Below are 26648 nucleotides of genomic sequence, written 5' to 3'. Positions count from 1 at the left end.
CGGTTGGGCCGACATGCCTTACAACCACTTGCGCCAACCCGGGGCCGTCGTAACGACAAATCCCTGGCGCAGACCTTGATATTCCCCGGCAAGCCCCCAGATGCCGCGCGTACTGCATTTTTTACCTCTTCAAATCCTGACATGTCAGACCACAGCCAAACCAACCCCGCCCCAAGCGCCCCCGCCCCCGAAGAAGTCGAAGCCGCCATGGCCGCCCACGCCTCCGATGAGCTGGCACGCCTGCAGGGCGAGCTGGCTGAGCTGAAGGCCAAAAGTGCCGATCTGGCGGACCAGTTCCTGCGCGCCAAGGCCGAGGCGGAGAACGCCCGCCGCCGCGCTGAAGACGAGGTTTCCAAGGCCCGCAAATTCGGTATCGAGAGTTTTGCCGAGAGCCTGCTGCCCGTGGCTGACAGCCTGGACGCGGCCCTGGCCATCAAGGAGGCCACGCCCCAGCAGCTGCGCGAAGGCGCCGACGCCACCTTGCGCCAGTTGACGTCTGCGCTGGAGCGCAACAAGGTGGTGGCCATCAACCCCGCCGCAGGCGCCAAGTTCGACCCCCACCAGCACCAGGCCATCAGCGTGGTGCCTGCGGAGCAAGAAGCCAATACGGTGGTGGCTGTGCTGCAAAAGGGCTATGTGATCGCCGAGCGCGTACTGCGCCCCGCCCTGGTCACCGTGGCGGCCCCCAAATAAAAGCCGCAAAAAATCGCCCCGGAAGACTTGAACCCCACCAAGTTATCCACAAGTTACTAGCCATCCAAACCATTCAAGCATTCGGAGAAAAATCATGGGAAAAATCATCGGCATTGACCTGGGCACCACCAACAGCTGCGTCTCCATCATGGAGGGCAACACCACCCGCGTGATCGAAAACAGCGAAGGCGCGCGCACCACGCCGTCCATCGTGGCTTACCAGGAAGACGGCGAGATCCTCGTCGGCGCATCCGCCAAGCGCCAGGCCGTGACCAACCCCAAGAACACGCTGTTCGCGATCAAGCGCCTGATCGGCCGCAAGTTCACCGAAAAGGAAGTGCAAAAGGACATCGACCTGATGCCCTACTCCATCGTGGCCGCCGACAACGGTGACGCCTGGGTGGAAGTGCGCGGCAAGAAACTGTCGGCTCAGCAAGTGTCCGCCGACATCCTGCGCAAGATGAAGAAGACCGCCGAGGACTACCTGGGCGAGCCCGTGACCGAGGCCGTGATCACCGTGCCCGCGTACTTCAACGACGCTCAGCGCCAAGCCACCAAGGACGCCGGCCGCATTGCAGGCCTGGATGTCAAGCGCATCATCAACGAACCCACGGCTGCGGCCCTGGCCTTCGGCCTGGACAAGCAGGAAAAGGGCGACCGCAAGATCGCCGTGTATGACCTGGGTGGCGGTACGTTCGACGTGTCCATCATCGAAATCGCCGACGTGGACGGCGAAAAGCAGTTCGAAGTGCTGTCGACCAACGGCGACACCTTCCTGGGCGGCGAAGACTTCGACCAGCGCATCATTGACTACATCATCAGCGAGTTCAAGAAAGAGCAAGGCGTGGACCTGTCTAAGGACGTCCTGGCCCTGCAACGCCTGAAGGAAGCCGCTGAAAAGGCCAAGATCGAGCTGTCCAACTCGGCCTCTACCGACATCAACCTGCCCTACATCACGGCCGACGCTTCGGGCCCCAAGCACCTGAACATCAAGCTGACCCGCGCCAAGCTGGAAGCCCTGGTGGAAGAGCTGATCGAGCGCACCATCGCTCCTTGCCGCATGGCCATCAAGGACGCGGGCGTGTCGGTGTCCGACATCCATGACGTGATTCTGGTCGGTGGCATGACCCGCATGCCCAAGGTGCAGGAGAAGGTCAAGGAATTCTTCGGTAAGGACCCCCGCAAGGATGTGAACCCTGACGAAGCCGTGGCCGTGGGCGCCGCCATCCAGGGCCAAGTGCTGTCGGGCGACCGCAAGGACGTGCTGCTGCTGGACGTGACCCCCCTGTCGCTGGGCATCGAAACCCTGGGCGGCGTGATGACCAAGATGATCACGAAGAACACGACCATCCCGACGAAGTTCGCACAGACCTTCTCGACGGCCGACGACAACCAGCCTGCCGTGACCATCAAGGTCTACCAGGGTGAGCGCGAAATGGCTTCGGGCAACAAGCTGCTGGGCGAGTTCAACCTGGAAGGCATTCCACCGGCAGCCCGTGGTGTTCCACAGATCGAAGTGTCGTTCGACATCGACGCCAACGGCATCTTGCACGTGGGCGCCAAGGACAAGGGCACCGGCAAGGAAAACAAGATCACCATCAAGGCCAACTCGGGCCTGTCGGAAGAAGAAATCCAGAAGATGGTGAAGGACGCCGAGTTGAACGCCGCCGACGACAAGAAAAAGCTGGAGCTGGTGCAGGCCCGCAACCAGGGTGAAGCTGCCGTACACAGCGTGAACAAGAGCCTCGCCGAGCATGGCGACAAGCTCGAAGCCGGCGAAAAGGACGCCATCACCGCCGCCGTGAAGGCCCTGGAAGAAGCCCTGAAGGGTGAAGACAAGGCTGCCATCGACGAAAAGACGACCGCGCTGATGGCCGCCAGCCAGAAGCTGGGCGAGAAGATGTACGCCGAATCGCAGGCAGCGCAAGCCGCCCAGGCGGCCGGTGGTGCAGACGCCGCAGGTGCATCGGCTGGTGCAGCCAACAAGCCCGCCGATGACGACAACGTCGTCGATGCCGAGGTGAAGGAAGTCAAGAAGGGCTGAACGAGCCCCCGTTGACCCGAGCCGCCGCGCATTGCTCTGAGGGGCTGCGCGGCGTTCCTGTTCCAACTGGGTTCTGAATCACTATGTCCAAACGAGACTTTTACGAAATCCTGGGCGTTCCGAAAAACGCCTCGGACGAAGAAATCAAGAAGGCCTATCGCAAGCTGGCGATGAAGCATCACCCTGACCGCAACCAGGGTGATGCCGCCAAGCCTGCCGAAGAGAAATTCAAGGAAGCCAAAGAGGCCTACGAGATGCTCTCCGACCCGCAAAAGCGGGCCGCCTACGACCAGTACGGCCACGCCGGTGTGGACCCCAACATGCGCGGCCCCGGCGGTGCAGGGGCCGAAGGGTTTGGCGGTTTTGCCGAGGCGTTTGGCGACATCTTCGGCGACATGTTCGGCCAGCAAGGCCGTGGCCGGGGCGCCGGCGGACGCCAGGTGTACCGAGGCTCCGACCTCAGCTACGCCATGGAGATCACGCTGGAAGAAGCCGCGCGCGGCAAGGATGCACAGATCCGCATCCCCTCGTGGGACACCTGCGACACCTGCCATGGCAGCGGCGCCAAACCCGGCACCAGCGCGAAGACCTGCGGCACCTGCCAGGGCGCAGGCACGGTGCAGATGCGCCAGGGCTTCTTCAGCGTGCAGCAGACCTGCCCCCACTGCCGCGGCACGGGCAAGATCATTCCTGAGCCCTGCACCACCTGCCACGGCCAGGGCAAGCTCAAGAAGCAAAAGACGCTGGAAGTGAAGATCCCCGCCGGCATCGACGACGGCATGCGCATCCGCAGCACGGGCAACGGCGAACCGGGCACCAACGGCGGCCCACCGGGCGACCTGTACATCGAGATCCGCTTGAAGAAACACGACATCTTCGAGCGCGACGGTGACGACCTGCACTGCCAGGTGCCCGTGAGCTTCATCACGGCCGCCCTCGGCGGCGAGATCGAAGTGCCCACGCTGGCGGGCAAGGCAGCCATCGACATCCCCGAAGGCACCCAGGCCGGCAAGCAGTTCCGCCTGCGCGGCAAGGGCATCAAGGGTGTGCGCGCCAGCTACCCGGGCGACCTGTACTGCCACATCGCGGTCGAGACGCCCGTCAAGCTGACCGAGCACCAGCGCAAGCTGCTGCGCGAGCTGGAAGACTCCCTCAAGAAGGGCGGCGCACGCCATTCGCCCAGCGGCGAGAGCTGGACGGATCGACTAAAGAATTTCTTCAGTTGAGCCAGCGCTGCGCCGCTTTCAAATCGCCTTCGGCCTCACGGCCCGGGCGGTTTTTTCATGCGTGTTGCAGGCGGCAGGGCCAACCCCGTGGCCTTGCCCGGCCGCTCGTGCAGGGGCGCACGGTAGAAGCCCAGAATGCGGCGCACGTACTCGCGCGTCTCGCTGTAGGGCGGCACGCCGCCGTGGCGCTCCACTGCTTTTTCGCCCGCGTTGTAGGCGGCCGAGGCCAGTGCCACATCCCCCCCAAAACGGTCCAGCAGCCAGCGCAGGTAGGTCAGCCCGCCACGCACGTTCTGCTCAGGGTTCCACACGTCGCCCACGCCAAAGCGCTCTGCGGTCTCGGGGATCAGTTGCATCAGCCCCTGCGCATTCTTGGGCGACAGCGCCCGGGCCTGGAAGTTGGACTCCGACCGCACGATGGCCAGCGCCAGTCGCGGGTCCACTTCGAAGCGGGGGGCGAGCCGCTGCACCAGCTCGGCATGACGGCGCTTATCGTCGGGCAGGTTGCTGACATAGCGGTCCACAACCTCTTGGGGTACGACCTCATGGGCAGAATCGCGCACCTCCAGCCGGGGCGCCTCGCCCGTTGTCAAGCAGTCCGGCAGGCGGTCGCCTGGCACAAGGCCTTCGGCCAAGCTGCGCGCCTTTTCGTGCCCACGCTGCGCGGCCAACGCCAGCAAAGTGGCGGCGGCCACCGGATCAGGCACTACATCGCGCCCCTGCATCAGCAGGCGGCCCAAGCGGTATTGCGCCTCCACGCTACCATAGCGCGCCGCGTCGCAGTACCGCTGCGCTGCGCGGTGCGGCTGGCGCAGCGCTTCGGCCGCGTAGCCCTCTTCCAGCCAGCGCGACAACACGGGCGGCTCGTCAGCCCACTCAGGCGGTTCATCCGGGGCTTGGGCTCGCACGCACGCTCCACCGGACAGCAAAACCGCTGCCAACAATGCGCCATGTGCGTGACAGGAAAATCTGGGTTCCATACCTCAACCTTTTTGGATGAAGGTCCCGCCAAACGGGGTATCAGGGATTGGGCTCCCCACTGTAGTACCGCCAAAGGATCTGCAACAGAAAAACATTGCCAGCGTGAATTTCTTGATCTGAGGCAAGAATCCGCCCGCCAGCCGCCGCCCTCGGGCCACCTGCGCAGTAGCATGAAAGCCCACACGGCGGCTATGGAGCCACATTCCGGGACACGAGGAACAAGAGGCATCGACATGAACGTCAACATCACCTTCCTGGGCGGCTCCGGCACCGTCACCGGTTCCAAGTATTTGGTGCGCTACAAAGGCAAAAGCCTTCTGGTCGATTGCGGGCTGTTTCAGGGCTACAAGCAGCTGCGCCTGCGCAACTGGCAGCCCCTGCCCGTCACGCCGCACCAGATCGACGCCGTGGTGCTGACCCACGCCCATCTGGACCACAGCGGCTACCTGCCCCTGCTGGCGCGCGACGGCTACACCCGCGCCATCCATTGCACGCCGGGCACGCGCGACCTGTGCACCATCCTGCTGCCTGACAGCGGACACCTGCAGGAAGAAGACGCCGCCTTCCTCAACCGCCACCAGCTCAGCAGCCACAGCCCTGCCCTGCCCCTGTATACCCGGCTAGATGCACTGCACTGCCTCAAGCAGTTCCAGATCCATCCGTTCCACAAAGCCTTCGAGCCCCTGCCCGGCTGGCGCGTGACCTTTTCGCCTGCGGGTCACATCCTGGGGGCGGCCAGCGTGCTGCTGGAGGTGGGAGGCAGGCGCATCCTGTTCTCCGGCGACCTGGGTCGGCCGGACGACTTGCTGATGAACCCACCAGACGCCCCGCCCCAGGCGGACACGGTGCTCATCGAATCCACCTACGGCGACCGCGAGCACCCGCCTGAGGGCCTGCTCGACGAACTGGGCCCCGCCCTGCAGCGGCTGGCTGCACGCGGGGGCATCGCCGTGGTGCCTGTGTTCGCCGTGGGCCGTGCACAGGTCGTGCTGCACGCCATTGGGCTGCTGAAGGCACAGGGCGTGATACCCGCATCGCTCAAAGTGTTCCTGGACAGCCCCATGGCTGTGAGCACCACGGGGCTGTTCCAGCACCACATGCAGGAACACCGCCTGAGCGGGCGCGAAGTGCAGGCGCTGGAACACGGCGCCACCATGGTCCAGACGACGGAGCAGTCCAAAGGACTGGCCCGGCTGCATGGTCCCATGGTCATTCTGTCGGCCAGCGGCATGGCCACCGGAGGCCGGGTGCTGCACCACCTGGCGCTGCACGCGGGCGACCACCGCAACATGATCATCCTGACTGGGCACCAGGCGCCAGGCACGCGCGGCGCCCGCTTGGCCGAGGGCGAGAAAAACATCCGCATCCACGGCCAGGATGTGGCTGTCCGGGCCGAGGTGGTCAAGCTGTCTTCTGCATCGGCCCATGCGGACGGCAATCAGCTCATCGCCTGGCTGCGCAGCATGGGCCACGCGCCCGATCAGGTGTATGTGGTGCACGGCGAAATGGACGCCGCAGACCGGCTGCGCCAACGCGTTGAACACGAGCTGCGCTGGCGGGCCTCGGTGCCAGAGCACGGCAGCACCTGCTCGGCCTGAGCCCCGGTATCTTTCTGCGCTCCAGGAGAGTAGTTCTCGCGCAGAAAGGCATCGCAGTCATCGCGTATCGCGATAGCAAACCGCCAATATTGGGGAGAAAATATGAAACCTTCTCTTTCCGAGAAGTCGAAACCCCATGAAAAGCTCCGAGCGCAGTTTTGCGCGCCGTATTGACCTGACCTCGCTGCAATTGTTTGTGGCGGTGTGCGAGCTCGGCAGCATCGGCCGCGCGGCCGAGCGCGAATTCATCGCGGCGTCGGCCGTCAGCAAGCGCCTGTCGGATCTGGAAACGGCCGTGGACACGGCCCTGCTCTACCGCCACAGCCGGGGCGTGACGCTCACGCCCGCTGGCGAGAGCCTGCTGCACCATGCGCGCACCGTGCTGTTCGGCCTGGAGCGCATGCAGGGCGAACTGAGCGAATATGCCGACGGCGTGCGCGGCCATGTGCGCATGCACGCCAACATTTCGGCCATCTTCCAGTTTCTGCCCGAAGACCTGGGCGCCTTCGCGCGCGAGCACAGTCAGATCAAAATCGATCTGCAGGAGCACCTCTCCAGCGACGTGCTGCACGCCGTGCAAGAAGGCGCCGCCGACCTGGGCATCTGCAACGTCGGCATGGCGAACAGTGGCGGTGCCCTGGCGCTGCAATCCCGCCCCTACCGCGCTGACCATCTGGTGCTGGTTGTGCCCCGAGCGCATGACTTGTCTGCGCTAGATGCTATCAATTTTGAAGAAGTCCTGGACTGGGACATCGTGGGCCTGCACGCCAACAGCAGCATCAGCCTGGCCATGCGCGCTGCCGCTGCCGCTGCCGGGCGCCCGCTGCGCCAGCGCATCCAGGTCACGGGGCTCGATGCCATGTGCCGCATGATCGACAACGGCCTGGGCGTGGGTCTGCTGCCCGACCGGGCGTTTGCGTTGATGCGCGGCGTGGGCAACCTGCAGGCCATCCCACTGACCGATGCCTGGGCGCACCGCGAACTGCGTGTGGTGGCCCGCGACTTTGACGCCCTGCCTGTTACTGCCCGTTTGCTGGTGGAACACCTGGCACCGCGGCCGGAACCGCCCTCGGCGCAAACAGCCCCCGACACTAAAATCCAATCCCCCACCTGAAGCCCGAAAGCAGAAAGAAAGCCACGCCATGGGACGCACCCTGTACGACAAGATCTGGGACGAGCATGTTGTCCACACCGAAGAGGACGGCACCTCCATCCTCTACATCGACCGCCATCTGGTGCACGAAGTCACCAGCCCCCAGGCGTTTGAAGGCCTGCGCGAGGCGGGCCGCAAGGTCTGGCGCATGAGCTCCATCGTGGCCACCGCCGACCACAACACGCCCACCACGGGCTGGGAGAACGGCTACGACGGCATCACCGACCCGATCAGCAAAGAACAGATCACCACGCTGAACGACAACATCGCGCAGATCACGCCGGCAGCGTTCTTCCCATTCATGCACAAGCGCCAAGGCATCGTGCACGTGATCGGCCCCGAAAACGGCGCCACCCTGCCCGGCATGACCGTGGTCTGCGGCGACAGCCACACCAGCACACACGGCGCGTTTGGCGCACTGGCGCACGGCATCGGCACCTCCGAAGTCGAGCACGTGATGGCCACCCAGACCCTGCTGGCCAAGAAGGCCAAGAACATGCTGGTCCAGGTGGACGGCACGCTGGCCAAGGGCGTGACGCCCAAGGACGTGGTGCTGGCCATCATCGGCAAGATCGGCACCGCCGGCGGCACGGGCTACACGATTGAATTTGCCGGCTCCGTCTTCCGCGCCATGACCATGGAAGGCCGCATGACCGTGTGCAACATGGCCATCGAGGCCGGTGCCCGCGCAGGCCTGGTGGCGGTGGATGACAAGACCATCGAATACGTCAAGGGCCGCCCCCTGTCGCCCACAGGCGTGGAATGGGATCAGGCCGTGGCGTACTGGAAAACGCTGCACTCTGACGCCGACGCAAAGTTCGACGCCGTGGTCAAGCTCGACGCGGCGGAGATCGTTCCGCAGGTCACCTGGGGCACCAGCCCCGAGATGGTGCTGGGCGTGGACGCCCGCGTGCCGGACCCCGACAAGGAGAAAGACGCCAACAAGCGTGGCGCCATCGAGCGCGCCTTGACCTACATGGGCCTCACGCCGGGCAAGCCGATCAACGACATCACCATCGACAAGGTGTTCATCGGCAGCTGCACCAACAGCCGCATCGAAGACATGCGCGAAGCCGCCGCCGTGGTGAAGAACCTGGGCCGCAAGGTGGCCAGCAATGTGAAGCTGGCCATGGTGGTGCCCGGCTCGGGCCTGGTCAAGGAGCAGGCCGAGCGCGAAGGCCTGGACCAGATCTTCAAGGCCGCAGGCTTTGAGTGGCGCGAGCCCGGCTGCAGCATGTGCCTGGCCATGAACGCCGACCGCCTGGAGCCCGGCGAGCGTTGTGCATCAACCAGCAACCGCAACTTTGAAGGCCGCCAGGGCGCTGGGGGCCGCACCCATCTCGTGAGCCCCGCCATGGCCGCTGCGGCTGCCGTGCATGGGCATTTCGTAGACATCCGCCAATTTGCCTGAAGGAGCTTTGCCATGAAAACCACCGCTACCCTCATCGCTTTGACCCTCACGTTCCTGCTGGCCGGTTGCAATACCGTCAAGGGTGTGGGCCAGGACATCGGCAAGGCCGGATCGGCCATCGAGCGCGCAGCCAAATAAGGCCCCCTGACATGCAGAAGTTCACCCTTCACAAAGGCCTCGTGGCTCCCATGGACCGCGAGAACGTCGATACCGACGCCATCATCCCCAAGCAGTTCCTCAAGTCGATCAAGAAGACGGGCTTTGGCCCTAACCTGTTTGACGAGTGGCGCTACCTGGACAAGGGCGAGCCGGGCATCCCCGAAAGCCAGCGCAAGCCCAACCCCGACTTTGTGCTGAACCAGCCACGTTACAAAGGCGCCAGCATCCTGATCGCGCGCAAGAACTTTGGCTGCGGCTCCAGCCGCGAACACGCGCCCTGGGCGCTGGACCAGTTCGGCTTTCGCGCCGTGATCGCGCCCAGCTTTGCCGACATCTTCTTCAACAACTGCTTCAAAAACGGCCTGCTGCCCATCGTGCTCCCCGAAGCCACCGTCGCCCAGCTGTTCGACGAAGTGGCGGCCTTCCCGGGCTACCAGCTCACCATCGACCTGGAGCACCAGGTCATCGTGCGCCCCCAGGGCGAGGAAATCCCGTTCGAGGTGCAGGCCTTCCGCAAGTACTGCCTGCTCAACGGTTTTGACGACATCGGCCTGACCCTGCGCCAGTCGGACAAGATCAAGGCCTTTGAAGCCCAGCGCCTGGCCACCAAGCCCTGGCTGGCACACACCATGGTGTCGTAACCCCAATATTCAGCCCAATTGGCCGCAAGCGCTACATCCATATGCGCTGGCAGCTATCAAAAACAAAGCAAAACCAATGAAAATCGCAGTTCTGCCGGGTGACGGCATCGGTACCGAAATCGTGGCCGAGGCCGTCAAGGTCCTCAACGCACTCGACCTGAAGTTCGAGATGGAATCAGCCCTTGTCGGCGGTGCCGCCTACGAGGCCCACGGCCACCCGCTGCCCGAATCCACCCTCCAACTCGCCAAGGAAGCCAACGCCATCCTGTTCGGCGCCGTGGGCGACTGGAAATACGACAAGCTCGACCGCCCCCTGCGCCCCGAGCAAGCCATCCTGGGCCTGCGCAAGAACCTGGGCCTGTTCGCCAACTTCCGCCCCGCGATTTGCTACGAGCAACTGGTGGGCGCCTCGAGCCTCAAGCCCGAATTGATCGCAGGCCTGGACATCCTCATCATCCGCGAGCTGACGGGCGACATCTACTTCGGTCAACCCCGTGGCCGCCGCACGGCAGTGGATGGGCACTTCCCCGGTGCAGAGGAAGCCTTTGACACCATGCGCTACTCGCGCCCCGAGATCGAACGCATCGCCCATGTCGCCTTCCAGGCCGCCCGCAAGCGCAACAAGAAGGTCACCAGCGTGGACAAGGCCAACGTGCTGGAAACCTTCCAGTTCTGGAAAGACGTGATGACCGAAGTGGGCCAGCAGTACCCCGACGTCGAACTGCAGCACATGTACGTGGACAACGCGGCCATGCAACTCGTCAAGGCCCCCAAGGCGTTTGACGTGGTGGTGACCGGCAACATGTTTGGCGACATCTTGAGCGACGAAGCCTCCATGCTCACCGGCTCCATCGGCATGCTGCCCTCGGCCAGCCTGAACAGCAGCAACCAGGGCCTGTACGAGCCCAGCCACGGCAGCGCCCCCGACATCGCCGGCAAGGGCGTGGCCAACCCGCTGGCCACCATCCTCTCCGCCGCGATGATGCTGCGCTTCAGCCTGAACCAAGAAGCCGCCGCCCAGCGCATCGAAGCGGCTGTACAAAAGGTGCTGGCCCAAGGCCTGCGCACACCCGACATCTACAGCGAAGGCACCACCAAGGTCGGCACGGCGCAGATGGGCGACGCCGTGGTGAAGGCGCTGCAAGCGTAAACCGCCACAGCCACGCGAGCTGCTCGTAGCGGGGGCAAGCGGCATCCATCACAGGCGACCCTCAGTGGTCGCCTTTTTCATGGGCAGGCACCGGCTCGCAGATCCACCCAGCCCTTTAGGGGGCGTTGCACAGCGCTTCATGGCATTCGCGCAACGCTGCAAGCCCCGTGCAAGCCGCGATCCATTACAATCACGCCCATGTTTGCCGCCCGCCCGTTCGCCCTGAACACCGCTACTGCCGCCCTGGCAGGCGTGGCTGTGCGCGCAATCACCACCAAAACCACGACCATTATTAAGGGCTGATCCAGCTCCGGTACCGTCGTGCGCCCTCTCCCGGCCAGACGAGCCGGGGCAAACAGTCTGGTCTGGCACTGTTTCTTAATCTGAAAGGGGCGTTGAAATGAGCAAGTTGGTAGGTTTGGTCGGCTGGCGCGGCATGGTCGGCTCAGTGTTGATGGACCGCATGGTCGAAGAAAAAGACTTCGACCTGATTGAGCCATTGTTCTTCTCCACCTCCAACGCCGGCGGCAAGGCCCCTGCGCAGGCCAAGAACGAAACCACCCTGCAAGACGCCTTCAACATCGACGCCCTGAAGCGCTGCGACATCATCATCACCGCACAAGGCGGCGACTACACCACCGAAGTCTTCCCCAAGCTGCGCGCTGCGGGCTGGAACGGCCACTGGATCGACGCCGCCTCCACCCTGCGCATGGAGAAGGACGCGGTCATCATCCTCGACCCCGTGAACATGCCCGTCATCAAGGACGCGCTGGCCAACGGCGGCAAGAACTGGGTGGGCGGCAACTGCACCGTGAGCTGCATGCTGATGGGCGTGGGTGCACTTTACAAGGCCGGTCTGGTCGAGTGGATGAGCACCCAGACCTACCAGGCCGCGTCGGGCGGCGGCGCGCAGCACATGCGCGAACTGCTCACGCAATACGGCACGCTGAACGCCGAGGTGAAGGCCCTGCTCGACGACCCCAAGAGCGCCATCCTGGAAATCGATCGCAAGGTCATTGCCAAGCAGCGCGCCCTGACCGGCGCCGAAACCGCCAACTTCGGCGTACCCCTGGGCGGCTCGCTGATCCCCTGGATCGACAAGGATCTGGGCAACGGCCAGTCCAAGGAAGAGTGGAAGGGCATGGCCGAGACCAACAAGATTTTGGGTCTGGGCGAGGGTTTTGGCTCTGCCGCCATACCGGTCGACGGCTTCTGCGTGCGCGTGGGTGCCATGCGTTGCCACAGCCAGGCGCTGACCTTCAAGCTCAAGAAGGATGTGCCCGTGGCCGACCTCGAAGCCATGATCGCCGCCGACAACGAATGGGTGAAGGTGGTACCCAACACCCGCGAAGCCACGATCAAGGACCTGACCCCCGTGGCAGTGACCGGCACCATGACCATCCCCGTGGGCCGCATCCGCAAGCTGGCCATGGGCCCTGAGTATGTGGGTGCCTTCACCATTGGCGACCAGTTGCTGTGGGGTGCCGCAGAGCCCCTGCGCCGTATGCTGCGCATTTTGCTCAACGCCTGATAACCTCCCGCAAAAAGCGCGCGCAAACCCAGTTGCGCGCGCTTTTTTGCGTCTGGACCATCGACACACTCGGTTACGCGACGTTGGCAATTGGCAACAACTGCACGCCCCAATTTGGGGCGCCGGGACCCCTCACAAAGCTTCGGAGCCACCTCAGCTTGTCAGTGCAAAACATTGATGCTATGGTGCTTTTTACATATTTTCACGCGCCGGGGCGGGACCAGACCATGACAAAAAAAGCACCGCTCGTCCGAGCCGCACAAAATCCTCATCAGTTGTTGGCAAACATGCATCGTTGGAAATTTTCTGTCCTGGCGGCCGCGGCCGTGGCTTGCGCTGGCTTCTACACCAGCGACGCGTCTGCGCTGGCGCTGGGCCGCATCACCGTGCAGTCTGCCCTGGGCGAACCCCTGCGCGCTGAAATCGACCTGCCACAAATCACCCCCGCAGAAGCCGACTCGCTGCGTGCCACAACGGCTGCCCCCGAAGTCTTCCGTGCCCAGGGCATGGAATACACGCAGACCATGAACAACCTGCAGATCCAGCTGCAGCGCCGCGCCGACGGCACTGCCGTGTTGCGCTTGTCCAGCGACCGGCCTGTGAATGAGCCCTTCCTGGACCTGGTGCTGGATGCCAACTGGGGATCGGGCCGTATCGTTCGCAGCTACACCATGCTGTTCGATCCGCCCAGCATGCGCCGCGCCGCGCCTGCGGTCACAGCAGCACCCCAGATTTCTGCACCTGCTGCGCCCCAGGTGCCAGCAACCCGCCCAGCAGCAACGGCCCGCACCAGCGAGCCCGCGGCAGCTCCGGCCGCGCCGCGCGCGGCCGCGCCCCGCCCCGCACCGGCAGACGGTGTGACGGTGCAGGCAGGCGACACTGCAGGCCGCATTGCGAACGCATACAAGCCTGCTGGCGTGTCGCTCGACCAGATGCTGGTCGCCATGATGCGAGCCAACCCGGATGCATTCATCCAGGGCAACGTCAACCGCCTGAGGGCTGGCGCCGTGCTGCAGATGCCTGACCAGGCCGCAGCACAATCCACCCCCGCCCCTGAAGCACGACAGATTCTGGCGGCCCAGGCTCGGGACTTCAATGATTTCCGCCGCAAGCTGGCTGGGGCAGCCCCTTCGACCGAAGTGGCAGTGGCCCAGCGCTCTGCCTCCGGCAGCGTCCAGACGCGCGTCGAAGACAAAAAGCCCGCGACAGCGGCACCTGACAAACTCACGCTGTCCAAAGGCTCCGTCAAGGGCCAAAAGGCGGCCGAAGAGCAAGTCGCCAAGGACAAACAGGCCAGCGAAGCCGCCACGCGGATGGCGGAGTTGTCCAAGAACATTACCGACCTGAACAAGCTGAGCGCGGCGTCCGCAGCCGCTGGCAGCAGTGCCGCGCCGGCCGCTGCAGGCGCCGCCAGCGCGCCAGCAGGAGTGGCAGTGCAGACCCCGGCCGTGCCGGCCACACCGACCGCGCCCGCAGCACCTGCAGCCCCCGCTTCTGCCCCCGAGGCAGCAGCCAGCACGCCGGCAGAGACCGCAGTGGCAGCAGAAGCGGCTGCCTCTGCTCCCGCCGCAGAGGCATCCGCCCCCGCACCTGCACCCAAGCCAGCGCCTACTCCCAAGCCTGCCCCCGCGCCGGTGGAAGAGCCTGGCTTCTTGTCCACCCTCATGGACGACCCGCTGCTGCCCATCGGCGGCGGCATCCTGGTCGCGGGTCTGCTCGGGTTTGGCGCCTACCGGCTGGTCCAGCGCCGTCGCCAGAACGGCGGGGTGGACAGCTCCTTCCTCGAAAGCCGCATTCAGCCCGACTCGTTCTTTGGCGCCAGCGGCGGCCAGCGCGTAGACACGGCCAACAGCGACATGACCACGGGCTCGTCCATGGCCTACTCTCCCAGCCAGCTGGATGCAGGCGGTGACGTAGACCCTGTGGCAGAAGCCGATGTGTATCTGGCCTATGGCCGCGATCTCCAGGCCGAAGAAATCCTGAAAGAGGCCGTGCGCCACAACCCCGGCCGTGTCTCGGTGCACGTCAAACTGGGCGAAATCTACGCCAAGCGCCAGGACCGAAAAGCCCTGGAGGCTGTGGCTGGTGAAGTGTTCAAGCTGACCCAGGGCGAAGGGCCCGACTGGAACCGCATTGCCGAACTCGGACGTGACCTGGAGCCCGAGAACCGCCTGTACCAACCTGGCGGCCGCCCCGGCATGGCCGAAGATGAATCGCCCTCGGTGCCACCGGGCGGCTTCCCCAGCACCTTCACAGGCGCAGGCAGCCCTGCTGCAGCCTTGCCACCGGACCTGGACCTCGACCTGGATCTGGACCTGCCCGATGACGCGCTGACGGATGCGCCGCCAGCAGCAGCCGGTGGGTTTGCAGCGGCCGCCGCAGCGGCGACTGCAGCCAACAACCGCAGCGAAGCCAGCGAACCACAAACGCTGCGCCCCGAACTGGACTTGCCCAGCATCCCCGAAGAACCTAGCGCCTCGTGGAACAGCCAGGAAACCGCACCCAGCCCCATGATGGCGCCCCCGCCCGTGGCCAATCTGGACTTCCCCAGCGGTGACGACCTGAGCATGGCTCCGTCGGGCCCTATGCCTCTGAGCGGCGAGCCCCAGGATTCTGGCCCGATGGAGTTTGACCTGGGCGACCTGTCTCTGGACCTGAACGCCCCCTCCAAGCCCATGGCAGCGCCTGCCGCCAAAGCACCCGCTGCCCCGGCGCCAGAATTTGCCGACGACGGATCGGCCGCAGCACAAGACGACCCTCTGGCCACGAAGCTGGCACTGGCCGAGGAGTTCAACGCCATTGGTGACACGGATGGTGCACGCACGCTGATTGAAGAAGTGGTGGCAGAGTCCAGCGGTGCCCTCAAGACCCGTGCGCAGCGCATGCTGGCCGAACTGGGCTAATGCCGGTCGGCCCATCCGCTGATCTAGCACCCAGCACTTCCCCAGGCCACCCTATGACCCGGGTGGCGCTGGGCGTCAGCTACAACGGTCAGACCTACAACGGCTGGCAAAGCCAGCTTTCTGGCAACACCGTGCAGGACAAACTCGAAGCGGCCCTGGGCCGCTTTGCTACGCATCCGGTCAGCACGCTCTGCGCAGGCCGCACGGATGCCGGTGTGCACGGGTTGATGCAGGTGGTGCACTTTGATACCCCCCTCAACCGCCCTGCTGCGTCTTGGGTGCGGGGCACCAACACCTTCCTGCCGCCTGACATTGCAGTGCAATGGGCACAGGCAGTGCCTGAGCAATTTCACGCACGCGCCAGTGCGGTGGCACGGCGGTATGCCTACGTGTTGCTGCAGTCTCCGGTGCGGCCCAGCGTAGATGCCGGTCGGGTGGGCTGGGTGTTTCACCCGCTGGACCATGGCGCCATGCGGCAGGCAGCCGACTACCTGATCGGCGAACATGACTTCACCTCGTTCCGCGCGTCCGCCTGCCAGGCCAAGACCCCCGTCAAAACCTTGCATCGCATCGACATCGTGCGACGGGGCGCGAGTGCGCCGCACCCAGAGCTGGGCTGGAGCCCCTGTTACTGGCGTTTTGAATTTGAAGCCAACGCCTTCTTGCACCACATGATCCGCAACATCATGGGCTGCCTGATCGCTATCGGCCAAGGCACGCAGCCTCCCGAATGGATGGCCGAGGTGCTGGCAGCCCGATCCCGCAAGGTGGCTGCGCCGACGTTTTCGCCAGACGGGCTGTACTTTCAAGGGCCCGTCTACGACGCAGCCTGGGGCCTGCCCCAGCGCACGGCTGCGTATGATTGGCTTCCATGAACCAGGCCACCCCACTGACCACAACTGCCCTAGCCGCCAGTCAACGCCTCCACGCCCCTTTCCAGGCGTCTGCCAACGTACGCACCCGCATCAAGATCTGTGGGTTGACCCGCGAGGAAGACGTGGATGCAGCCGTGGCTGCGGGCGCCGATGCGGTGGGCTTTGTGCTCTACGCCCCCAGCCCACGGGCGGTCACCCCTCAGCGGGCCGCGCAGTTGGCCCGGCGCCTGCCGCCGTTTGTCACACCCGTGCTGCTGTTCGTGAACGAATCCACTCCTAATGTGATAGCAGCCAGCACAATGATTGCTGGCGCTACAGTGCAATTTCATGGTAATGAAACGCCGCAGGACTGCCTGGCCGCCACCCACCACGGGGCACACCCCTACCTGCGAGCCGCCCGAATTCCCCTTGGCGATGGAGCGGCGCAGTTTGACCTCGTAAAATACGCCCACAATTACTCCCACGCCCAAGCCATCCTGCTCGACGCCCACGTCGACGGGTTTGGCGGCGGCGGCAAGGCATTCAATTGGTCACTCCTTCCACCAAGCGTCAGCTCTCACCTCGTTTTGTCTGGTGGACTCACGCCTGCAAACGTGACCGATGGCATTTTGCAAGTCCGCCCGCGGGGTCTCTCGCTGGCGGTTGATGTCAGCTCCGGCGTTGAAGCCGATGGCCCCGATGGCAAACCCATCAAGGGCATCAAGGACGCCGTGAAGATCCAACGCTTCGTTGCCGCCGTGCGTGCGGCCGATGCACAACTTGCAAAGAACCCCCATGAATTCCTATCAGCAACCTGATGCCTCCGGCCATTTCGGCCCCTACGGCGGCAGCTTCGTCAGCGAAACCCTGACCCACGCCATCCAGGAACTGCGCGAGGCCTACGCGCGCTACCAGAACGACCCGGAGTTTCTGGCCGAATTCCAGTACGAACTCAAGCACTTCGTTGGCCGCCCGTCTCCCATCTACCATGCGGCGCGCACCAGCCGCGAAATGGGCGGCGCGCAGATCTACCTCAAGCGCGAAGACCTGAACCACACCGGCGCGCACAAGATCAACAACGTGATCGGCCAGGCCATGCTGGCCAAGCGCATGGGCAAGCCCCGTGTGATTGCAGAAACCGGCGCGGGCCAGCACGGCGTGGCCACGGCCACCATCTGCGCCCGCTACGGCCTGGAATGCGTGGTGTACATGGGCGCCGAAGACGTGAAGCGCCAGAGCCCCAACGTGTACCGCATGAAGCTCCTGGGCGCCACGGTGGTGCCCGTGGAGTCCGGCAGCAAGACTCTGAAGGACGCCCTGAATGACGCCATGCGCGACTGGGTGGCGAATGTGGACAACACCTTCTACATCATCGGCACGGTGGCAGGCCCGCACCCCTACCCCATGATGGTGCGCGACTTCCAGAGCGTGATTGGCAAGGAATGCATTGAGCAGATGCCCGCCATGCTGGCCGAGCAAAAGCTGCTGGGCGAGCAACCCGATGCCGTGATCGCCTGCGTGGGCGGTGGCAGCAACGCCATGGGCATCTTCCACCCCTACATCCCGTTCGAGAAAACGCGCCTCATCGGCGTCGAAGCCGCAGGCGAAGGCCTGGAGTCGGGCAAGCACTCCGCATCGCTGCAAAAAGGCAGCGCGGGTGTGCTGCACGGTAACCGCACCTTCATCTTGCAGGATGACAACGGCCAGATCACCGAAACCCACAGCATCAGTGCGGGCCTGGACTACCCCGGCGTGGGCCCCGAGCACGCCTGGCTGCAGGAGATCGGCCGTACGGAGTACGTCGGCATCACCGATAAGGAGGCGCTGGACGCCTTCCACTACCTGTGCCGCACCGAGGGCATCATCCCCGCGCTCGAATCCAGCCACGCCGTGGCCTATGCCATGAAGCTAGCCAAAACCATGCGCCCAGACCAGTCGATCCTGGTCAACCTCTCGGGCCGGGGCGACAAGGACATCGGCACCGTGGCCGACCTGAGCGGTGCCGACTTTTACTGCCGACCCAGCTGCCAGGGGCAGTCCGTCAAGGGCGGCGAGCAACCCATCAAGGTGGTGAAATAAATGAGCCGTATCGCATCCACCTTCTCTGCCCTGCAAGCGCAGGGCCGCAAGGCGCTGATTCCTTATGTGACCGCCGGCTTCCCGTTCGCTGACATCACCCCCGCGCTGATGCACGGCATGGTCGAGGCAGGTGCCGACGTGATTGAGCTGGGCGTGCCCTTCTCCGACCCCATGGCCGATGGCCCGGTGATCCAGAAGGCGGGCGAAAAGGCCCTCAGCCTGGGCATTGGCATGGTGCAGGTGCTCGACCATGTGCGTGAGTTCCGCAAGCGCAACAGCACCACGCCCGTGGTGTTGATGGGCTATGCCAACCCCGTGGAACGCTACGACCAGAAGCACGGTGACGGCGCGTTTGTGCGCGACTCCGCGGCAGCGGGTGTGGACGGCGTGCTCATCGTGGACTACCCGCCCGAAGAATGCGAAGCCTTCGCCGCCAGCCTGCGCGCGCACGGCATGGACCTGATCTTCCTGCTGGCTCCCACCAGCACGGACGAGCGCATGGCCCAGGTGGCGCGCGTGGCCAGCGGCTATGTGTACTACGTGTCGCTCAAGGGCGTGACCGGCTCCGGCGCGCTGGACACGGCGGCTGTAGAGCAGATGCTGCCCCGCATCCGCCAGCATGTGACCATTCCCGTGGGTGTGGGATTCGGCATCCGCGACGCGGCCACCGCCCAGGCCATCGGCAAGGTGGCCGACGCCGTGGTCATCGGCAGCCGCATCATCCAGTTGATTGAAGACCAGGAGCACGCCAAGGTGGTGCCCCTGACCATCGACTTCCTGCGCGGCATCCGCAAGGCCCTGGACGCCTAGTCGCATAATGCAGACCGGCGCATCCTGTGGGGTGCGCCGACAGATTCACACCCGGCCTGCCCCGCAAACGCCTACGGGCTTTGCAGCAGGTCGCGCCACTGAAGAGGAGAACACCATGTCCTGGCTCGAAAAACTTCTGCCCGCCAAAATCCAGCAAACCGACCCCACCGAGCGCCGTCAGGTGCCCGAAGGCCTTTGGATCAAGTGCCCGAGCTGCGAGACGGTGCTCTACAAGGCCGATCTGGAGCACAACCAGAACGTCTGCCCCCATTGCAGCCACCACCACCGCATCGGCGCACGCGCGCGGCTGGACGCCTTTCTGGACACCGAAGGCCGCTACGAAATCGGCCAGGAAGTGCTGCCCGTGGACGCACTCAAGTTCAAGGACAGCCGCAAGTACCCCGAGCGCCTGAAGGAAGCGCTGGAGAACACCGGCGAGACCGACGCGCTCATCGTCATGGGCGGCGCGGTCAAGAGCATCAACGTGGTGGCTGCCTGCTTCGAGTTCGACTTCATGGGCGGCTCCATGGGGTCCGTGGTGGGCGAGCGCTTTGTGCGCGGCGTGGAAACCGCCATCGAGCAGAAGGTGCCCTTCATCTGCTTCACCGCCACCGGCGGTGCGCGCATGCAGGAAGGCCTGCTGTCGCTGATGCAGATGGCCAAGACCAACGCGGCCCTCACTCGCCTGGCCAAAAAGGGCCTGCCCTACATCAGCGTGCTGACCGACCCGACCATGGGCGGCGTGAGCGCCGGCTTTGCCTTCGTGGGTGACATCGTGATCGCCGAGCCCAAGGCATTGATCGGCTTCGCCGGCCCGCGCGTGATCGAATCCACCGTGCGCGTGACCCTGCCCGAGGGCTTCCAGCGTGCCGAATTCCTGCAGACCAAGGGCGCCGTAGACTTCATCTGCGACCGCCGCGAGCTGCGCAACACCGTCGCCAGCAGCCTGGCCATGCTGCAACGACTGCCCGCCGACGCGGTGATGTGAACAACGCCCAGTCCCTGGGAAGGGACTGGGTCGGGCCTATCCCCCACCACCAATGCTATATTTTCAATAGCAATTAAGTCATATGCGCCTGGCGCATTGGGCCGTTTTGGTGCCTCAACGCATCACACTGGCCTGCAAATGGCCCAAAACGATCATCGCGACCTGCAGCACCACCAGCGCCACCAAGGGTGACAGATCAAAGCCGCCCATCAGCGGAATCACCCGGCGAAATGGTCGCAACACGGGCTCGCACAGCCGTGCAATCACATCGGCCAGCGGCGAACGACCGCCTTGTATCCAGGACAGGACCGCATAGACGATCAGCAGGCCGATCAGCCCCGAGACCGCCACGCGCAGCAGACCGAACAAGGCCAGCCAGGGCAACCATGCCCACGCCGAGCCAGCTCCCAGCAGCAACGTCAACAACGCGTACTGCACCAGTTGCACGAGCATCGCTGCCACCAGGCTGGACACATCCCAACGCCCCGCCGGTGGTATCACCCGGCGCAGCGGCATGATCAGCCAGTCGGTCAATGCAAACACCAACCCACCAACGGGGTTGGAAAACGGCACCCGCTGCCACTGCATGTACAGCCGCAAGAGGCAGGCCCCGGTCAGCAAGCCGCCAATAACATCAAGCAGGAAAGAGGCGATCTGATAGAGCATGGATGAGACAAAAGCAGTGGTGCGCAGCAAAAGCCGACAGTGTCATGGGATGATAGCGGGCCAAGGCACCCGCGCGCCCATGACCCCACCCCTCACCTTGTCGTCCCTGCCGCTTTTCCCCCTGGGCTCCGTCCTGTTCCCGGACGGGGTGCTGGCGCTGCGGGTGTTTGAGGTGCGCTACCTGGACATGGTGCGCAAGTGCCACCAAGCAGGCGCACCATTTGGCGTCGTCTCTCTCACCCAGGGACAGGAAGTACGTCAAGCTGGCGCACCGGAGGAACGCTTCAACGACATCGGCACCCTCGCCGTCATCGAGCAACTGGAAACACCACAGCCTGGACTGATCACTGTGCTATGCCGTGGTAGCCAGCGTTTTCGAATCACCCAGCGCCGCCACTTGTCACACGGCTTGTGGACAGCGGACGTAGGCCATATCGAACGGGATCTGACTGTGCCGGTCCCAGAGGATCTCAAAAAGGCGTCAACGGCATTGGCGCAGGTCTTAAACACTCTCCAGGTACGCGCCCCGGGCATGCCTCACTTAGTCAAGCCTACCGCAGCGCAACTGGATGATTGCGGCTGGGTAGCCAACAGGTGGTGCGAATTGCTGCCCGTTCCCCTCGAGCTGAAACAGCGGTTGATGGAGCTGGATAACCCGCTGGTGCGTCTGGAACTGGTGGGGGATGTGCTTGAGCGGACGGGGATAGCGCCGTCCTGATGCGCACACCCTCAATTCTCAAGGCTTGCGCCGAGTCATCGCTCATTGCATCAAGCACCTCCATGCCGAGCAACATCCTCTCATGGCCACGTTCCGCTAAGCGGATTGTTGTGGTGAGCTTAGACCTGTGCATGAGCCTTGTCGCTATGTGGCTGGCTTTTAGTTTGCGACTGGATACGCTGCACTGGCCCGACGGTCTGCAATGGTTAGTTTATGGCTTGGGTCCTGCCTTGGCGCTACCCATATTCATCCACGCTGGTTTGTACCGCGCCATCTTCCGCTACACCGGCATCCAGGCCTTGCTCACCACCGGCAAAGCGGTGGCCATTTACGGCGCGGTACTGCTGCTCACGCTGCTCATCGGCAAGTGGGAGGGGATTCCGCGCAGCGTGGGCATTTTGCAGCCCGTGATTTTTCTGCTGCTGGTGGGCGCAAGCCGCTCGCTGGGCTGGCTGTGGCTGGCCGGGCGCACTGCAGCAGCGCCCCACCGGCTGCTGATTTACGGAGCGGGCACGGCAGGCGCCCAAACTGCCGCAGGCCTGGTCAGCGCCCGCAGCTACCACCTGCTGGCCTTTGCGGACGACGACGCCTGCAAAGTGGGCCGCAGCATCAACGGCGTGCGCGTGTACGCACCCGATACCCTGCCCGCCACCGTGCAGCGCCTGGGCATTACCGACGTGCTGCTGGCCCTGCCCAGCGTGCCCCGCCAGCGGCGCCAGCAGATCATCGAAAGCCTGCGCCCCCTGCCCGTGCGCATCCGCACCCTGCCCGGCCTGACCGACCTGGCCAGCGGCAAGGTCACTGTGACCGACTTCCAGGACCTGGACATTGAAGACCTGCTGGGCCGTGCGCCTGTCGCCCCCGACCTGCCCCTGATGCAGCAACACATCGCAGGCCAGGTGGTGCTGGTCACCGGCGCGGGCGGCAGCATTGGCAGCGAGCTGTGCCGCCAACTGGCGCAGCTGGGTGCCGCACAACTGCTGCTGGTCGATCACAGCGAGTTCGCGCTCTACAGCATCCACCAGGAACTGCAGGCGCTCGCACAGCAAGGCGTCATCCAGACCCAACTCACGCCCCTGCTGACCAGCGTGAATTATCCGCAACGCATGGCCGAGCTGTGCCGACTGCACCGCCCCACCTGCGTCTACCACGCCGCCGCCTACAAGCATGTGCCGATGGTCGAGGCCAACGCGGCCGAGGGCATAAATAACAACGTGTTCGGCACGCTGAACATGGTGCGCGTAGCGCTGGAGCAAGGCGTGGGGCACTTTGTACTGGTCTCCACCGACAAGGCCGTGCGCCCCACCAATGTGATGGGTGCCAGCAAACGCGTGGCCGAGTTGGTGTTGCAGGCCATGGCCCACGCTGCCGAGCCCCCGTTTGCCAGCGCACCGCACAGCACGCCCCAGGGATCGGCCCCCTGGCGCAGCCCCACCCGTTTTTCCATGGTGCGCTTTGGCAACGTGCTGGGCTCCAGCGGCAGCGTGATCCCGCTGTTTCGCCAACAAATCGCGCACGGCGGCCCCATCACCGTGACGCACCCGGAGGTCACCCGCTACTTCATGACCATTCCCGAAGCCGCTCAGCTGGTGCTGCAAGCGGGCGCCATGGCCGAGGGCGGGGATGTGTTTGTGCTCGACATGGGCGAGCCCATCCGCATCCGCGAACTGGCCGAGCGCATGGTGACCCTGGCGGGCCTGACGGTGCGTGATGCACAGCATCCCAGCGGCGATATCGCCATCACCTTCACCGGTCTGCGCCCCGGCGAAAAGCTCTACGAAGAGCTGCTGATTGGCGACAACCCGCTGCCCACGGCGCACCCGCGCATCCTGCGGGCGCAAGAGGAGCGCTTTGACTGGGCCACGTTGAGCGCCCTGCTAACCCGCTTGCAAGCGGCGGCCCTGGCCAATGACTCCGACGGCATGCGGGCACTGCTGCACACCCTGGTGCCAGGCTACCAGCCTGAGCAGCACGCCCCACCCGAAGTGGCTGCACAGGCGGCATGACTGAACAGGTGGCATGACCCAAGGGCTGTTCAAAGCCACCGCCACGCTGCTCACCGGCAGCGTGGCGGCCCACGCCCTGCCCTTGCTGCTGGGGCCTGCGCTCACCCGCACCTATTCGCCCGAGGCCTTTGGCCAGTTTGCCCTGCTGTGGACCCTGGCCACCAATGTGGCCGTGGTGGCCTGTGCACGCTATGAATACGCCCTGCCGCTGGAGCGCGCCGAGCCCGAGGCCGCGCAGCTGATGGCGCTGTGCGGCCATGTGCTGGCCGCCGTGGGCCTGGCCACGCTGTGTGCTGCTGGCGTGCTGGCCTGGCGCAGCGGCATGGCCATTTACTGGCTGCTGCCGCTGGCGGTGCTGGCCTTGGGGGCCACCCAGTGGCTCACGATGTGGGCCACGCGGGCCGAGCGCTTTGGGCTGCTGTCCAGCGCCCGGCTCGTGCAGTACGGCGGCGGTGCGGTGCTGCAACTGGCGCTGGGTTGGTGGCTTTTGGGGCCCATGGGGCACACCGTATCGAACGATGGGGCCGCGTTGTGGGGGCTGTGCCTAGGCGCCATCACCACCGCGTTGCTGGCAGCGGGGCTGCTGGCGCAGCCTGCCCCGCTGGGCGGCTGGGCCAGCGGCCTGCGCACCCCCTGGCCCGCGCTGCGCGCCATGGCGCTGCGCCACCGCGACTTTCCGCTGCTCAACACCCCCCACGCATTCATGGGCGCGCTGCAAGACACGTTGACACTGCTGGCCGTCACCGCCTGGTCGGGTGACGCCGCCGCAGGTCTGTGGGCCATGTCGCTGCGCTACCTGAAGGCACCCGCCAGCCTGCTGGGCGGGGCTTTGTCCCAAGCGCTTTACCCCCGGCTGGTGCAGGCCCCCAACGCCCAGGCGGCGCGCCAGGCCGTGCACCACAGCATGCGGCTGCTGGCGGCCATCGCGCTGCCCATGGCCGCCGTGCTGCTGCTGTGGGGGCCCGCCTTGTTCACTGCCTTTTTTGGCAGCCGCTGGGCGGGGGCGGGCGAGCTGGCCCGTGCGCTGGCGCCGTATATTGCGCTGCACTTCATTGCATCGCCCCTGGCCGTGACCACGCTGGCGTGGAAGGCCCAGGCCTGGGCGCTGCGCCTGGCGCTGGTGGGCCAAGTGGCGTTTTTTGCAGGGCTGCTGGCAGGCCTGGCGCTGGATGGGCTCACTGGCGCGGCCTGGGGCATTTCCGCCTCCATGCTGCTGTACTTTGGCTACTATTTTTGGGCCCTTTTACACTGGGATTTCTCTGATTTAAAAAACATTAAAAACCATCCCACATGCTGAGAAAAATACTAATATCACTCAAAATGATGATTTCTCGAATTCAAGGCACTCGTATGGTGGGGGGCTTTGTTAGAGGCGATGGTTTATTTTTAAAAAATACCAGAATAAGCAATACCGCCTGTATTTTCTCAAAAGAAAATTTAACAATCGAAGACCATGTTTTCATAGGACACCACTCTGTAATAGACGCCACATTTGGATTAACCATCAAAGAGGGCTGTCAAATCGGTTTCTTCACCGGAATATTCACCCACTCGAGCCACGCCGCCATCAGGCTTTACGGAAAAGAATATGTCAACACCAAAGACAAAAAACACTACTTCACTTCCGCGGTAGAGATTGGGCAATATTCTTTTATTGGAGCGCACAGCACCATATTACCTGGCACAAAAATAGGAAAAGGCTGCATCGTCTCCGCATACAGCCTTGTCAGTGGAATTTATCCAGATTTTTCAATAATTTCTGGCCAGCCAGCAAAGATCATTGGAGACACCAGAAGAATTGATGCGAAGTATTTAAAAGACAGCCCTGATCTTCAAAAAAGCTATCGAGAATGGGCGGGCCAATTGCCTGCCGATGACAAAGGGACTGTGTAGTCAATGCCCCCCATCCACCTGTGCCTGCTGGGCGATGCCACCAGCCCCCACATCCAGCGCTGGGCGCGTGAGATGCAGGTACGCGGCAACCGCGTCTCGCTGGTCACCGCACGGCCCGGGCCCATCGATGGTGTGGAGCAGCAGGTGCTGCGCCCCGTGCACCGCTCTGCCCACTGGCTGCTGCGCGCAGGCGAGGCATGCCGCGCTGTGCAGGCGCTGGCCCCTGACATCGTGCACGCGCACTACACCACGTCCTACGGCTACCTGGGCGCACGCTGCGGCCGCCACCCGCTGGTGATGACGGCCTGGGGCAGCGACTTGCTGGTGACACCCCACACCAGCCCCTGGATGCGCTGGCTCACCGGCTGGACGCTGCGCCGCGCAGACCTCATTACCGGCGATTCACAAAGCCTGGTCGATGCGGCACACAGTTACCACCCACGCGCTGCGGTGCACTGCATCCACTGGGGGGTGGACCTGGCGCGTTTTGGGCCTGCGCCGTGGCCAGACAAACCCGGCTTCGAGATCGTGAGCCTGCGCTCGTGGGAGCCCAACTACAACATCGCCACCATCATCGACGCCCTGGCGCACCTGCGGGCGCAGCAGCCTGCTTTGCCTGTGCACCTGCACTTGCTGGGCGGCGGCAGCCTGGAGGCCGCCCTGCGCGAGCAAGTCGCCCGCCTGGGCTTGGGCGAAGCAGTGACTTTTCACGGACGGCTCGACGACGCCGGCATGGCCCGCGTGCTGGCCCGATGCAAGGTTTCGGTGTCGGTGCCCACGCAAGATGCCACCTCGGTCTCGGTGCTCGAAAGCATGGCCTGCGGCCTGCCCGTGGTGGCCACCCAGCTCCAGGCCAACGCCCAGTGGCTGCCTGTTGACTCGCTGGTACCAGCACAGGACAGCCATGCCTTGGCGCAGAAGCTGGCCGCACTGGCGCACGACGACGCCGCAGCGCATGTGGCAGGTCAGCACAATGCCCAGCGCATTCAGCAAGAGGGCGACCGCGCCGTGCAAATGGACCGCATGCATGCGCTGTACCGTGGGCTGTTGAAGCGCCCTGCGACACACACGGGCACCAGTTAACAAGAAAATAGGCTTCTAGCGCAATCCAATCAAGCGCTGGCAGCTACATAAAATATAGCAA

The 26648-nt window shown here is 64.3% G+C and carries 23 protein-coding genes; 21 read left to right on the top strand and 2 right to left on the bottom strand.

Features of this window, described 5'->3' with window-relative positions; genetic code table 11:
* Window positions 1-141: 141 nt before the first annotated feature.
* The 3 genes from grpE to dnaJ all read left to right on the top strand — a co-directional run bounded on the left by grpE (window position 142) and on the right by dnaJ (window position 3963).
* Window positions 142-693, top strand: coding sequence for a nucleotide exchange factor GrpE (gene grpE / locus ACT531_RS09115; RefSeq protein WP_476017213.1), 552 nt, complete (start codon window positions 142-144; stop codon window positions 691-693).
* 94 nt (window positions 694-787) lie between these two features.
* Complete coding sequence (dnaK, locus tag ACT531_RS09110; RefSeq protein WP_110959345.1) at window positions 788-2737, top strand: molecular chaperone DnaK; 1950 nt, start codon at window positions 788-790, stop codon at window positions 2735-2737.
* A gap of 83 nt (window positions 2738-2820) precedes the next feature.
* Window positions 2821-3963: a molecular chaperone DnaJ gene (gene dnaJ / locus ACT531_RS09105; RefSeq protein WP_015013242.1), complete on the top strand. Its 1143-nt coding sequence runs from the start codon at window positions 2821-2823 to the stop codon at window positions 3961-3963.
* 35 nt (window positions 3964-3998) lie between these two features.
* On the opposite strand, the gene ACT531_RS09100 is transcribed toward dnaJ, so the two are convergent.
* A complete protein-coding gene (locus tag ACT531_RS09100) occupies window positions 3999-4871 on the bottom strand; it encodes a lytic transglycosylase domain-containing protein (protein WP_476017212.1) in 873 nt (290 codons plus the stop codon).
* 306 nt (window positions 4872-5177) lie between these two features.
* On the opposite strand from ACT531_RS09100, the gene ACT531_RS09095 reads away from it, so the two are divergent.
* From ACT531_RS09095 to accD, 13 genes are all read left to right on the top strand, one after another.
* Window positions 5178-6542, top strand: coding sequence for an MBL fold metallo-hydrolase (locus tag ACT531_RS09095; protein WP_476017211.1), 1365 nt, complete (start codon window positions 5178-5180; stop codon window positions 6540-6542).
* A 136-nt stretch (window positions 6543-6678) separates the two neighbouring features.
* Entirely contained in the window at window positions 6679-7656 is a 978-nt protein-coding gene (locus ACT531_RS09090) for a LysR family transcriptional regulator (RefSeq protein WP_476017210.1), read from the top strand.
* A 28-nt stretch (window positions 7657-7684) separates the two neighbouring features.
* Entirely contained in the window at window positions 7685-9106 is a 1422-nt protein-coding gene (gene leuC, locus ACT531_RS09085) for a 3-isopropylmalate dehydratase large subunit (protein WP_422849104.1), read from the top strand.
* A gap of 12 nt (window positions 9107-9118) precedes the next feature.
* A complete protein-coding gene (locus ACT531_RS09080; RefSeq protein ID WP_015013238.1) occupies window positions 9119-9244 on the top strand; it encodes an entericidin A/B family lipoprotein in 126 nt (41 codons plus the stop codon).
* 11 nt (window positions 9245-9255) lie between these two features.
* Window positions 9256-9906 carry a 3-isopropylmalate dehydratase small subunit gene (gene leuD, locus ACT531_RS09075; protein WP_476017209.1) on the top strand — a complete coding sequence of 217 codons (651 nt, stop codon included), beginning with the start codon at window positions 9256-9258 and terminating at the stop codon, window positions 9904-9906.
* A 76-nt stretch (window positions 9907-9982) separates the two neighbouring features.
* Window positions 9983-11056 (top strand): 3-isopropylmalate dehydrogenase, encoded by a 1074-nt coding sequence (gene leuB, locus ACT531_RS09070; RefSeq protein WP_476017208.1) that lies wholly within the window; start codon window positions 9983-9985, stop codon window positions 11054-11056.
* Window positions 11057-11456: 400 nt separating this feature from the next.
* Complete coding sequence (gene asd, locus ACT531_RS09065; RefSeq protein ID WP_110959350.1) at window positions 11457-12587, top strand: aspartate-semialdehyde dehydrogenase; 1131 nt, start codon at window positions 11457-11459, stop codon at window positions 12585-12587.
* A gap of 287 nt (window positions 12588-12874) precedes the next feature.
* On the top strand, window positions 12875-15490 hold the full coding sequence (locus ACT531_RS09060) for a motility hub landmark protein FimV (protein ID WP_476017207.1): 2616 nt from the start codon (window positions 12875-12877) through the stop codon (window positions 15488-15490).
* A gap of 53 nt (window positions 15491-15543) precedes the next feature.
* Window positions 15544-16365, top strand: coding sequence for a tRNA pseudouridine(38-40) synthase TruA (truA, locus tag ACT531_RS09055; RefSeq protein WP_015013233.1), 822 nt, complete (start codon window positions 15544-15546; stop codon window positions 16363-16365).
* Window positions 16362-17162, top strand: a complete 801-nt coding sequence (locus tag ACT531_RS09050; protein ID WP_476017206.1) for a phosphoribosylanthranilate isomerase — start codon at window positions 16362-16364, stop codon at window positions 17160-17162. The genes truA and ACT531_RS09050 overlap by 4 nt, the downstream gene beginning before the upstream one ends.
* Complete coding sequence (trpB, locus tag ACT531_RS09045; RefSeq protein ID WP_476017205.1) at window positions 17140-18423, top strand: tryptophan synthase subunit beta; 1284 nt, start codon at window positions 17140-17142, stop codon at window positions 18421-18423. Before ACT531_RS09050 ends, trpB begins: the two co-directional genes overlap by 23 nt.
* Complete coding sequence (gene trpA, locus ACT531_RS09040; protein ID WP_060984511.1) at window positions 18424-19233, top strand: tryptophan synthase subunit alpha; 810 nt, start codon at window positions 18424-18426, stop codon at window positions 19231-19233.
* A 115-nt stretch (window positions 19234-19348) separates the two neighbouring features.
* The gene (gene accD / locus ACT531_RS09035) at window positions 19349-20221 is read left to right on the top strand and encodes an acetyl-CoA carboxylase, carboxyltransferase subunit beta (RefSeq protein ID WP_476017204.1); all 873 of its coding nucleotides are present in this window, start codon (window positions 19349-19351) and stop codon (window positions 20219-20221) included.
* 114 nt (window positions 20222-20335) lie between these two features.
* On the opposite strand, the gene ACT531_RS09030 is transcribed toward accD, so the two are convergent.
* Window positions 20336-20887, bottom strand: a complete 552-nt coding sequence (locus ACT531_RS09030) for a YggT family protein (RefSeq protein WP_291441717.1) — start codon at window positions 20885-20887, stop codon at window positions 20336-20338.
* 79 nt (window positions 20888-20966) lie between these two features.
* Here ACT531_RS09030 and ACT531_RS09025 point away from each other — a divergent pair, with 79 nt between their 5' ends.
* The 5 genes from ACT531_RS09025 to ACT531_RS09005 all read left to right on the top strand — a co-directional run bounded on the left by ACT531_RS09025 (window position 20967) and on the right by ACT531_RS09005 (window position 26587).
* On the top strand, window positions 20967-21605 hold the full coding sequence (locus tag ACT531_RS09025; protein WP_476017203.1) for an LON peptidase substrate-binding domain-containing protein: 639 nt from the start codon (window positions 20967-20969) through the stop codon (window positions 21603-21605).
* A 62-nt stretch (window positions 21606-21667) separates the two neighbouring features.
* The gene (locus ACT531_RS09020) at window positions 21668-23611 is read left to right on the top strand and encodes a polysaccharide biosynthesis protein (RefSeq protein ID WP_476017202.1); all 1944 of its coding nucleotides are present in this window, start codon (window positions 21668-21670) and stop codon (window positions 23609-23611) included.
* A 13-nt stretch (window positions 23612-23624) separates the two neighbouring features.
* Window positions 23625-24908 carry a lipopolysaccharide biosynthesis protein gene (locus tag ACT531_RS09015; RefSeq protein ID WP_476017201.1) on the top strand — a complete coding sequence of 428 codons (1284 nt, stop codon included), beginning with the start codon at window positions 23625-23627 and terminating at the stop codon, window positions 24906-24908.
* A 23-nt stretch (window positions 24909-24931) separates the two neighbouring features.
* Window positions 24932-25504, top strand: a complete 573-nt coding sequence (locus tag ACT531_RS09010; protein WP_476017200.1) for an acyltransferase — start codon at window positions 24932-24934, stop codon at window positions 25502-25504.
* Between the two features lie 3 nt (window positions 25505-25507).
* Entirely contained in the window at window positions 25508-26587 is a 1080-nt protein-coding gene (locus tag ACT531_RS09005) for a glycosyltransferase (RefSeq protein ID WP_476017199.1), read from the top strand.
* Window positions 26588-26648: the final 61 nt, after the last annotated feature.

This window comes from Acidovorax sp. DMC1, assembly GCF_056314325.1.
The sequence above is the reverse complement of the archived record's forward strand: the minus strand, read 5'-3'. Positions and strand labels throughout refer to the sequence as shown.

Bases quoted from the DNA above. Each gene is read 5' to 3' on its own strand.
- grpE (WP_476017213.1), top strand. From the start codon at position 142: ATGTCAGACCACAGCCAAACCAACCCCGCCCCAAGCGCCCCCGCCCCC.
- dnaK (WP_110959345.1), top strand. From the start codon at position 788: ATGGGAAAAATCATCGGCATTGACCTGGGCACCACCAACAGCTGCGTC.
- dnaJ (WP_015013242.1), top strand. From the start codon at position 2,821: ATGTCCAAACGAGACTTTTACGAAATCCTGGGCGTTCCGAAAAACGCC.
- ACT531_RS09095 (WP_476017211.1), top strand. From the start codon at position 5,178: ATGAACGTCAACATCACCTTCCTGGGCGGCTCCGGCACCGTCACCGGT.
- ACT531_RS09090 (WP_476017210.1), top strand. From the start codon at position 6,679: ATGAAAAGCTCCGAGCGCAGTTTTGCGCGCCGTATTGACCTGACCTCG.
- leuC (WP_422849104.1), top strand. From the start codon at position 7,685: ATGGGACGCACCCTGTACGACAAGATCTGGGACGAGCATGTTGTCCAC.
- ACT531_RS09080 (WP_015013238.1), top strand. From the start codon at position 9,119: ATGAAAACCACCGCTACCCTCATCGCTTTGACCCTCACGTTCCTGCTG.
- leuD (WP_476017209.1), top strand. From the start codon at position 9,256: ATGCAGAAGTTCACCCTTCACAAAGGCCTCGTGGCTCCCATGGACCGC.
- leuB (WP_476017208.1), top strand. From the start codon at position 9,983: ATGAAAATCGCAGTTCTGCCGGGTGACGGCATCGGTACCGAAATCGTG.
- asd (WP_110959350.1), top strand. From the start codon at position 11,457: ATGAGCAAGTTGGTAGGTTTGGTCGGCTGGCGCGGCATGGTCGGCTCA.
- ACT531_RS09060 (WP_476017207.1), top strand. From the start codon at position 12,875: ATGCATCGTTGGAAATTTTCTGTCCTGGCGGCCGCGGCCGTGGCTTGC.
- truA (WP_015013233.1), top strand. From the start codon at position 15,544: ATGACCCGGGTGGCGCTGGGCGTCAGCTACAACGGTCAGACCTACAAC.
- ACT531_RS09050 (WP_476017206.1), top strand. From the start codon at position 16,362: ATGAACCAGGCCACCCCACTGACCACAACTGCCCTAGCCGCCAGTCAA.
- trpB (WP_476017205.1), top strand. From the start codon at position 17,140: ATGAATTCCTATCAGCAACCTGATGCCTCCGGCCATTTCGGCCCCTAC.
- trpA (WP_060984511.1), top strand. From the start codon at position 18,424: ATGAGCCGTATCGCATCCACCTTCTCTGCCCTGCAAGCGCAGGGCCGC.
- accD (WP_476017204.1), top strand. From the start codon at position 19,349: ATGTCCTGGCTCGAAAAACTTCTGCCCGCCAAAATCCAGCAAACCGAC.
- ACT531_RS09030 (WP_291441717.1), bottom strand. From the start codon at position 20,887: ATGCTCTATCAGATCGCCTCTTTCCTGCTTGATGTTATTGGCGGCTTG.
- ACT531_RS09025 (WP_476017203.1), top strand. From the start codon at position 20,967: ATGACCCCACCCCTCACCTTGTCGTCCCTGCCGCTTTTCCCCCTGGGC.
- ACT531_RS09020 (WP_476017202.1), top strand. From the start codon at position 21,668: ATGCCGAGCAACATCCTCTCATGGCCACGTTCCGCTAAGCGGATTGTT.
- ACT531_RS09015 (WP_476017201.1), top strand. From the start codon at position 23,625: ATGACCCAAGGGCTGTTCAAAGCCACCGCCACGCTGCTCACCGGCAGC.
- ACT531_RS09010 (WP_476017200.1), top strand. From the start codon at position 24,932: ATGATGATTTCTCGAATTCAAGGCACTCGTATGGTGGGGGGCTTTGTT.
- ACT531_RS09005 (WP_476017199.1), top strand. From the start codon at position 25,508: ATGCCCCCCATCCACCTGTGCCTGCTGGGCGATGCCACCAGCCCCCAC.